Here is a 9,788-nt window from a genome sequence, read left to right as displayed (position 1 = left end):
AAATAAGTATTGGTTAAAAAATAATCATGATTTTTTTATTTGAAAAGTGGCATGAAATTAGCAAGGTAATTTTCAGCTATGAAGCGTTTTTTCTTATGGTTTAATTTTTCCAAATGTTAAATTTTTATTAAGTAAATGATTTTTTGATGAAAAATTTGGATTTGAATCGCAGTAAGAGAAACGGTAGTGGTGTTGAATGCTATGCAAAAGTCTAGTATTTATTAAAAAACGATGATGTGAGTATCGATTTGAAGTCTATTTTTTTTACGGTCACTGTTTTATCCAGCGTGATTGCATTCATGCCAAATGTTTATGCAAAAACACCTGCTCAAGCGGATAAAGTCCTTCGGGTTGCTTTTGAAGCACCAGATGATGGTTTTGACATGGTTAAAACTTTCAATTTTTATAGTGGGAATGTGGCGGATGTAATTTTTGAAAGGCTTGTGCAATATGATTATCTGGCAAATCCAGTTAAACTGATCCCTGCAACAGCGAAAAAAATGCCGACTATTGAAAAAAATGGGCAAGTCTATATCTTTAAAATAAAATCAGGGATTTATTTTACGGATGACCCTGCATTTAAAGGCAAGCGCAGGGAGCTGGTAGCCGAAGATTATGTTTATTCCATTAAACGTATTTTAGATCCTAAAAATCATGCCTCATCATTTTCTTTTATTGATAATAAAATTGTGGGTGCCAATGCACTGGTCGAACAAGCCAAGAAAACTGGAAAGTTTAATTATGATGCCAAGATAGAAGGTCTTAAAGCATTAGATAAATATACGATTCAATTCACATTAACTCAACCTGATTATAACTTTCCTTATATTCTTGCTTATAGTTCATTTGGTGCAGTTGCACGTGAAGTTGTTGAATATTATAAAGATCTTCTTGCGATGCACCCTGTAGGTACGGGGCCTTATATGCTAAGTAAATATGTACCTCGCAGTAAAATTGAGTTGGTGGCCAATCCTGATTATCGAGGCTTTGTCTGGAATTTCAAATCCTCAGGGACGGAATGGGACAATCAACTGGTCAGGGAAATGAGCGGCAAGCAAATGCCGCAAATTGGCAAGGTCAATATCAGCATTATCGAAGAAGAACAATCTCGCTGGTTAGCATTTCAATCCAAGCAACTTGATTTTGATAAAGTCACAGAAAATGCCATACCCAAAGTTCTGGATCAAAATAACCAGTTAAAACCCGCGATGCAGAAACAGGGTATTCGTCTCTATGCCAATAAAGAGGCTGAGATTACCTATTCTATGTTGAATATGCGTGATCCAGTGGTGGGCGGAAACAGTCTGGATAAAGTGGCTTTAAGACGTGCCATCGCGCTGTCTTTTAATGTGAATGAATATATCCGCATACTACGCAAGGGACAGGCGGTGAAAGCAGAAATGCTGGTGCCAGAAGGCGTGAGTGGGCACAATCCAAATTACCGCAGTAGCATTGCTTACAATCCTGTATTAGCCAATAAACTGCTGGATCATTTCGGTTATAAAAAAGGCGCAGATGGCTATCGTAACCTGCCAAATGGAAAGCCGCTGACGTTAAAAATCAATACGGAAACTGGTTCGGCAAAAGTGATGTATTCGGAACTCTGGAAAAAAAGTCTGGATGCAATTGGAATACGTTCTGATTTTAAAGTCAGTAATTTTGCAGATAATTTAAAAGCTTCATCACAGTGTAAATACATGATGTGGAGCGGTGCATGGCATGCTGACTACCCAGAAGGGGAAAACTTCACTCAATTACTCTATGGCCCAAATATTGGACGTGGCAATCAGTCTTGCTATCAATCTGTCGCTTATGACAATTTATATAAGCAGGCGATGCAGCAACCACCTGAAAAACGCATGCCATTCTATGAAAAAATGAGTCGTCAAATTGAAGCAGACAATATCTGGATCTTGCAGGATACCCGTATTCGCAACTGGTTGATTCAGCCAGAAGTGCAGGGATTCAAGGCTCATCCTATTATGAATAGCAATTGGCAATATCTAGATATTGCTGAACCAAATCAAAAATAAGTGATGTATACCTGATGAAGCAAAATTTTAAACTTTCTATATCACGTATGGGGTTGGCACTGTTAGTGGGGACAACATTTGCGAGTGCAGTCAGTACAGCAATCGCTAAGAGCCCAGCAGATCCCAAAAAAGTATTACGTTATGCCTTTCCTGTTGCGGAAACAGGTTTTGATCCTGTGGCTGTACAAGACCTTTATTCTGCTCATATTTTATATTCAGTCTTTGAAACGCTCTATACCTATGATTATCTGGCGTCCCCAGCAAAACTGGTTCCCAATACTGCAGTTGCTTTACCTGAGGTGAGTGCAGATGGTATGACCTATACCATCCGACTGAAGAAAGGGATTTATTTTGCTTCTGATCCTGTGTTTAAAGGCAAGCGTAGAGAGTTGACGTCGGCAGACTATGCCTATTCCTATAAGCGGTTACTTGATCCGAATTTACGTTCGCCGAATAGTTGGTTATTCGAAGATAAAATTGATGGGATGGATGCCTTGATTCAACAGGCCAGTAAAACGGGAAAATTTAATTATGATCAGCCGATCAGTGGCATCCAGACACCTGATCGTTATACCTTAGTGATTCGCTTAAAAGAGCCGAATCATAATTTCCCTATGCTGCTTGCCCATCAACCGACAGGGGCAGTAGCACGAGAAGTGATTGAGCATTATCGGGATAAAACAACAGGCTATGCGATGGCGCATCCTGTTGGAACAGGCCCTTATGTACTGGCACATTGGACGCCTGGTTCACGGATTATTCTAAAGGCAAATCCTGATTATCGTGGTTTTACCTGGAATTTTAAAGCAAACAGTCCAGATGAGCAGAAAATCGTCCAGCAAATGCAAGGCAAAAAAATGCCACAGATCGGTGTGATTGATATTCGAGTGATTGAAGAATCACAATCTGGATGGTTAGCATTTCAAAAAGATGGACTGGATTTATTTACGCTGGATGGCGAATTACCAGCACAAGCCATACAACAAGATGGAAGTCTAAAACCCGAGTTAGCCAAAAAGGGCGTTCAATTGTCACGTATCCCAGATCCGTCGATTGATTATTTATACTGGAATATCCAGAATCCTGTTGTCGGTGGATTTGGCAAAGATAAAATTGCATTACGCCGTGCCATGTCTATGGCGATTTCCAAAGAAAAATTTATCAGCATTTTAGCCAAGGGCAATGCCAAAAAACTGGAGTCTCCGATCCCTTATGGGGTTGCTGGGCATGACCCTGATTATAAAAGCAGTGTGCCTTATTCTGTGAAGGCAGCCAATCTGTTACTGGATCGTTATAACTATAAAATCGGTGCAGATGGATGGCGAAGATTTCCTGATGGCAAGCCGCTGGTGATTGAGTTTATGCCTTCTACCAGCAGTGCCCGTAGTATGCAAATGGCTGAGCTACTCAAGAAGGATTTGGGCAATATCAAAATTAATATGGTGTCCAAGCCAGTGCCTTTTGCGGAAGGTTTAAAGGCTGAAAAACAATGTAAGACCATGTTCAAAGCCTCAGCGTGGATTGCCGACTATCCTGATGCCGATAACTTTATGCAGTTGTTCTATGGCAAAAATATTCATGCAACCAACCATACTTGCTTTAAATTACCAGAATATGACCGTTTATATGAGCAAACACTCAAACTGGATGATGGGCCTGAACGCGATATGTTGTATCGCAAAATGTCACGTCTTTTAGAGTTTTACTCACCCGTACAATTCATGTCGACCCGTTACCGAACTGTGGTCGCACAGCCTCGTGTGCTGGGCTATAAAAAGCATCCTATCTTGCCAGCAGAGTGGATGTACATTGATATTCAAGATAAGAAATAACGAACAAATCAAATTGGAGAGAAAAAATGGCGAAAAAAATATTGCAATTGTCGAGTCTGGCTTTGTTATCCATGACAACTGTAGGGGTGAGCCAGAGTATCTGGGCTGAAAGAAGCACCTTACCTATTTTAAAAACAGCAGCTAGCGCTCAATGGTGTGATGCGAACTTAGAAAAATTACAACAACGTATTGCTCAACTCGAAACACAATCTGTGAAGCCTCAATCTGCGGCTGGGCCAGTATTGGCTGAGTGGGATCAACTGATGGCAACATTTGAAGATTTTGCAGGTCCGATCAGCTTATATAGCAATGTTGATCCAGATGCGAAACTGCGTAAAGCTGCCGAAGACTGTGAAGTTAAATTGAACCAGCTACAAACAGAAATCTATCAGAATCCAAAGCTGTATCAACGAATTAAAAATACCAAGGCAGCAGATGCAATTGATCGCAAATATCGTCAGGACATCCTCGATGCTTTTGAAGATACTGGTGTGCAATTAGCGCCTGAAAAGAGAACTCGGGTTAAAAATATTTTTGATGAATTGACGAAACTTTCGCAAGAATTCTCTCGTAATATTCGTGATAATCCTGAAAAGCTCGAGTTTACTCCAGCGGAACTGAAGGGCTTGCCAGACAGTTACATTGCAGGTTTAAAGAAAAATGACAAAGGCAATTATTTATTAGGATTTGAGTATCCTGAGTACCAACCTTTCATGGAGTTGGCAGACAGTGATGATGCACGCAAGCGTTATCAAACTGCCTTTACCCGTCGTGGCACAGAAAAGAATCTCGTTTTACTCAAGCAGATTATTGATTTACGTTATGAACTGGCACAGTTATTTGGTCAACCAAGCTATGCAGATTTGGCATTAAAAAAACGTATGGCGAAAACGCCAAAAACAGTAAATAACTTTCTCGCTGATGTGCATAAAGTTGTGGCGCCTTTAGAGCAAAAAGAAGTTGAAGAACTACGAATTTTTAAAGCCAAAACCTTAAACACGCCGATTGAAAAAACAGAAATTAATCGCTGGAATGTGAATTACTGGAGCGAAAAGTTACGTAAACAGAAATACCAGATTGATCAGGAAAAGCTTCGTGATTATTTCCCGACGCTTGCGGCTCAGAAGTGGTTATTTGCAATTTCTTCTGACTTATATGGCATCGAATTCAAGCCTGCCAAAGTCGATACATGGCAAGATGAAGTTGAATATTATGATGTAACGGATAAGAAAACAGGTGAAGTGTTGGGCGGCCTGTATATGGATAAATTTCCGCGTGAAGGCAAATATGGTCATGCGGCTGTGTGGGGCGTATATGGCGGCAGTACCTTAAGCAAGCGTAAGCCGATTTCAGTATTGGTCACCAACTTTAACCGCAAAGGGTTAAATAGCGATGAATTAGAAACCTTTGTCCATGAGTTTGGTCATGCGCTGCACGGCATTTTATCGAAAACCCGCTATTCAGGTCAGTCAGGTACTTCAGTAGAGCGTGATTTTGTTGAAGCACCTTCACAAATGTATGAAGAATGGGCTCGCCGTAAAGAAACATTATCTAAAGTTGCTGACTATTGTGATCCCGCTTGTCCACGAGTCGATGATGCACTGATCGCACGTCTGAAATCGGTACACAATTATGGACGCGGTATGCGTTATGCACGTCAAACCCTGTATGCACAATACGACATGGCTTTACATGGCGCAGATGCCTTAAAAGTACAGCCGATGGATGTCTGGAAAAAAATGGAATCGGCAACGGCATTGGGCTATGTGCCAAGCTCAGAATTTCCAGGCCAGTTTGGGCATTTGATGGGGTATCAGGCTGGCTACTATGGCTATATGTGGTCAGAAGTTCTGGCGCTGGATATGTTGTCGGCATTTGGAGATAACCTGAATAATCCAGCAGTTGGTCAACGCTATCGCCAAGCCATTCTTTCACAGGGCAGCCAAAAGAGCGCTGCGCAACTGGTCAAGGACTTCTTGGGCAGAGAACCAGATAACAAAGCCTTCTTTAGTGAAATTACAGGTCAACGGGTCAAATAAGGATTTGCCATTATGCTTGCTTATGTCGTGCGTAGACTATGGCAAATGATCCCGACCATGTTGGGTGTTATTTTGCTGATTTTCTTTTTATTTAACTGGGTGGGGGGCGATCCTGCATATATTCTGGCAGGGAAGATGTCTAACCCAGAGCAAATTGAAAACATCCGTAAACAGTTAGGCGTAGATCAACCTTACTACGTGCAGCTGTGGATTTTTATTAAACAGATTCTGACCTTTGATTATGGTGTGAGTTGGAGTACAGGGGAGTCGGTCTCACAGATTATTTTGACCCGTTTAGGGCCATCGCTGACGTTATTGATCCCGCTGACCATTTTACAGACTGTGATTTCAATCATCTTGGCTTTAGCGGTCGCTTCGGTACGTGGTTCACTGACAGACCGTATGGTCATGATGCTGTGCACCATTGGAATGTCAATCAGTATTCTGGTTTATATCATTGTTTTTCAATATGTATTGGCGTACCAACTGAGCTGGTTTCCCGTTCAGGGCTGGAGCGATAATTTCAGTGAAAACCTAACCCAGTACGCATTATTGCCGATTCTCATTATGCTGGTGGTGAGTATTGCGCCGACTTTACGTCTATATCGCAGTTTTGTGCTGGATGAAATTAATCAGGATTATGTGCGTACTGCCCGTGCCAAAGGTGTAGGCGAGTCGCGCGTACTGGGTGTGCATGTGCTCCGTAACGCGTCCATTCCGATTGTGACTGAAGTCATGGCAAGTTTGCCCGCCTTATTAATTGGTGCATTCTTGATTGAGCGTTTTTTCGGGATTCCAGGGATCGGGCGAGAAATTATTATCGCAGTAGAGCGTAGTGATTTTCCTGTGATCAAAGCGATTACCGTTTATATCGCCGCAATGACCATGATTTTTAACCTGATCGCCGATCTGATTTATAAGCTCCTCGATCCTCGTGTTCAGTTGAAGTAGAGGGGATGACAATGCTCAGTACAATTTTTAAAAGCAAAGCATCTTCTGATGAATCCACTGCTGCGACAGGATTATGGCAATTGGCATTAAAGCGACTGAAATCAGATCGTATTGCGGTGGTCTCATTTATTGTGGTGCTGTTTTATTTCATCCTGCTGGCTTTGTCCATGACAGGTGTGATTGCATCAAACTGGAATAAGGAAGTTGCGGTCAGTTATGCGCCACCGACTTTTTTGGGGGCAGATGCGGATTCTTCCCATGTGAAAGAAGCGGCGAAAAGCATAGAAAGCTTGCCTGAAAATCCAGTTGATCCCTTGAAAGATGTGATCCAGCAATTGAATGCCGAGATCCAGAGTGAGCAGCAAAGTGGTTACATCGATGATTATGGTATGGTCGACCCGCTAGCTGAGGATATGAAGCAAATTAATCAGCAACTGGGTGGAAATTTGCTGGAACAAAAACAGGAATTAAAAAGTACTTTGCCTTTTGGTGCCGATAAATGGGGGCAAGATATCTTGCTAAAAACCATTAAAGGGGCTGAAACGTCGATTCTGGTTGGCTTGTTATCGGCAGTATTGGCCGTGGTGATTGGTACTTTTCTGGGGGCAATTGCAGGTTATTTCGGTGGTTGGGTCGATGATGTGCTGAACTGGTTTTACAACATCTTCACCTCGATTCCTTATTTGTTACTGGTGTTGGCGATTGCGGCTGTACTCCAGCAAAAAGGCATTTTGTCGATTGTCCTCATTCTTGGTTTGACTGGCTGGACGGGGGTATTCCGTTTGATCCGTGCCGAATATATGAAGCACAAATCGCGTGAATATGTGCTTGCAGCAAAAGCTATTGGTGTCAGTCATTTACGTCGTATGTTTGTGCATATTTTTCCCAATGTGAGTCATATTGCCTTGGTGCAGATTTCAATTCTGGTGGTGTCTTTTATCAAATCGGAAGTGATTCTGAGCTTCCTTGGTTTTGGTGTGCCAGTCGGTGTGGTGTCTTGGGGCAGTATGCTGAATGAAGCGCAAAGTGAACTGATTTTGGGGAAATGGTGGCAACTGGCAGCCGCTTCCATTGCAATGGCTGTGTTGGTCACTGCATTCTCGATGTTCACCGATGCATTGCGTGATGCTTTAGATCCTAAACTGAAATAGCGGAGAGCGAAAATATGCAATATCAGAATGAACTACCGCTATTACAGGTTGAAAATCTTCAAGTCAGCTTTAAAGGTGAAAATAAACAGTGGATTGAAACCGTAAAAGGAATTTCATTTTCGATTCCTAAAAATAAAACGGTGGCTTTGGTCGGTGAATCTGGTAGCGGTAAATCCGTAACTTCACTAGCGGTGATGGGCTTATTGCCGAAAGGTCAGAGCCAAATTGCAGCACAAAGCAAAATCAAATTTGAAGGCAAGGATTTACTGCATTTATCGGCAGGTGAAATTCGGAAGATTTGTGGTAAAGAGATTGCCATGATTTTTCAGGAACCGATGTCATCGTTAAATCCTGTATTTACCGTGGGCGATCAGATTGCCGAAGTGCTGCGTATTCATCTGGATATGGGACGTAAGGAAGCGAGAGTGCGGGTACTGGAATTGCTCCGAGAAGTCGGCATTCCTGCACCTGAAACCAAAATAGATGCTTATCCAAGCCAGCTTTCTGGCGGGCAGCAACAACGGGTCATGATTGCGATGGCAATTGCCTGTGAACCAAAGTTGCTGATTGCCGATGAGCCAACCACGGCCTTAGACGTCACCATTCAAAAACAGATCATTGATTTGCTGGAATCGTTACGACAACGTCACCAGATGTCGATGTTGTTTATTACCCATGATCTCGCACTGGTCGGGGAAATTGCCGATGAAGTGATTGTTATGCGTCATGGAGAAATTCGTGAATGCGGCCCTGTTGAGCAAGTGCTGGAACGGCCACAGGATGTCTATACCAAAGCCTTGCTACATTGTCGTCCGCAGCTTGCTTCACGACCTTACCGTTTACCTGTGACCAGTGATTTTATGAAGCAGGAAAACGGACAATGGGTGGAAGTGAGTCAGTTAGCTGACTTGAATCTCAAGCAACGTTCTCGTGGTCTGAAGGGCGATGAACAGATTATTTTAGAGGTTAAAAATCTTAAAAAATCTTTTTATAGCCGTAAAGGGCTATGGGGAAGAGATGAATTTCAGGCTGTGAAAGGTGTGTCTTTCCAATTGGCAAAAGGCAAAACTCTGGGACTGGTGGGAGAGTCGGGTTCAGGAAAAACCACCATCGGTTTACTGCTGATGCGTTTGCATGAAGCAACGGGTGGGCAGGCTTTAATTGGCGGCAAGGATATCCTTGCCATGAGTGAGAAAGAGTTTTGTCAGTACCAACGTAAGATTCAGATCATTTTCCAGAATCCTTATGCATCCCTCAATCCACGCTTTACCATCGGACAGATTTTGTTAGAACCGATGCGAATTCATGGCATTGGGCAAAATGATGCTGAGCGCAAGAAAATAGCGCTGGAATTATTGGAACGTGTCAGTTTGCCTGCGCAAGCCTATGATCGTTATCCGCATGAGTTTTCTGGTGGACAACGACAGCGCATTGCAATTGCACGTTGCTTAACCCTAAAGCCTGAAATCCTGATTTGTGATGAATCGGTCTCTGCGCTGGATGTATCCGTGCAGGCACAGGTATTGAATTTATTGCAAGATTTGCAGGATGAATTTGGGTTGAGCTATATCTTTATTTCACATGATTTATCGGTGGTGAAATATATTTCAGATCAGGTGATGGTGATGAATCATGGCGAACTGGTTGAAATTGCCAACTCTGATGAACTGTATTTGCATCCACAACATGAATATACCAAGAAGTTGCTGAATGCCATTCCACAAGGGATCGTCCATCATTAAACTAAAGTCATAAAAAAACGCTCTAATCAGAGCGTTTTTT

General features: G+C 42.4%; 6 protein-coding genes. All 6 read left to right on the top strand.

What is annotated here, in order from left to right; genetic code table 11:
* The first annotated feature begins 248 nt into the window (after positions 1-248).
* From AWW72_RS13105 to AWW72_RS13080, 6 genes are read left to right on the top strand one after another with little or no spacing between them, the layout of a single operon-like run.
* A complete protein-coding gene (locus AWW72_RS13105; protein WP_062847618.1) occupies positions 249-2,033 on the top strand; it encodes an ABC transporter substrate-binding protein in 1,785 nt (594 codons plus the stop codon).
* 14 nt (positions 2,034-2,047) lie between these two features.
* Positions 2,048-3,865 (top strand): ABC transporter substrate-binding protein, encoded by a 1,818-nt coding sequence (locus AWW72_RS13100; RefSeq protein WP_062847617.1) that lies wholly within the window; start codon positions 2,048-2,050, stop codon positions 3,863-3,865.
* Between the two features lie 26 nt (positions 3,866-3,891).
* On the top strand, positions 3,892-5,904 hold the full coding sequence (locus AWW72_RS13095; RefSeq protein ID WP_062847616.1) for a M3 family metallopeptidase: 2,013 nt from the start codon (positions 3,892-3,894) through the stop codon (positions 5,902-5,904).
* A gap of 12 nt (positions 5,905-5,916) precedes the next feature.
* Positions 5,917-6,855 (top strand): ABC transporter permease, encoded by a 939-nt coding sequence (locus AWW72_RS13090; RefSeq protein WP_004770877.1) that lies wholly within the window; start codon positions 5,917-5,919, stop codon positions 6,853-6,855.
* An 11-nt stretch (positions 6,856-6,866) separates the two neighbouring features.
* A complete protein-coding gene (locus tag AWW72_RS13085) occupies positions 6,867-8,006 on the top strand; it encodes an ABC transporter permease (RefSeq protein ID WP_005256307.1) in 1,140 nt (379 codons plus the stop codon).
* Between the two features lie 14 nt (positions 8,007-8,020).
* The gene (locus AWW72_RS13080) at positions 8,021-9,748 is read left to right on the top strand and encodes an ABC transporter ATP-binding protein (protein ID WP_062847615.1); all 1,728 of its coding nucleotides are present in this window, start codon (positions 8,021-8,023) and stop codon (positions 9,746-9,748) included.
* The last annotated feature ends 40 nt before the right edge of the window (positions 9,749-9,788 follow it).

The sequence above is a fragment of the Acinetobacter sp. NRRL B-65365 genome (assembly GCF_001605865.1).
Lineage (GTDB): Bacteria > Pseudomonadota > Gammaproteobacteria > Pseudomonadales > Moraxellaceae > Acinetobacter > Acinetobacter vivianii.
Note: the sequence above shows the minus strand (reverse complement) of the source record. Positions and strands in the feature narration are given on the sequence as shown.

Bases quoted from the DNA above. Each gene is read 5' to 3' on its own strand.
- AWW72_RS13090 (WP_004770877.1), top strand. From the start codon at position 5,917: ATGCTTGCTTATGTCGTGCGTAGACTATGGCAAATGATCCCGACCATG.
- AWW72_RS13100 (WP_062847617.1), top strand. From the start codon at position 2,048: ATGAAGCAAAATTTTAAACTTTCTATATCACGTATGGGGTTGGCACTG.
- AWW72_RS13085 (WP_005256307.1), top strand. From the start codon at position 6,867: ATGCTCAGTACAATTTTTAAAAGCAAAGCATCTTCTGATGAATCCACT.
- AWW72_RS13095 (WP_062847616.1), top strand. From the start codon at position 3,892: ATGGCGAAAAAAATATTGCAATTGTCGAGTCTGGCTTTGTTATCCATG.
- AWW72_RS13080 (WP_062847615.1), top strand. From the start codon at position 8,021: ATGCAATATCAGAATGAACTACCGCTATTACAGGTTGAAAATCTTCAA.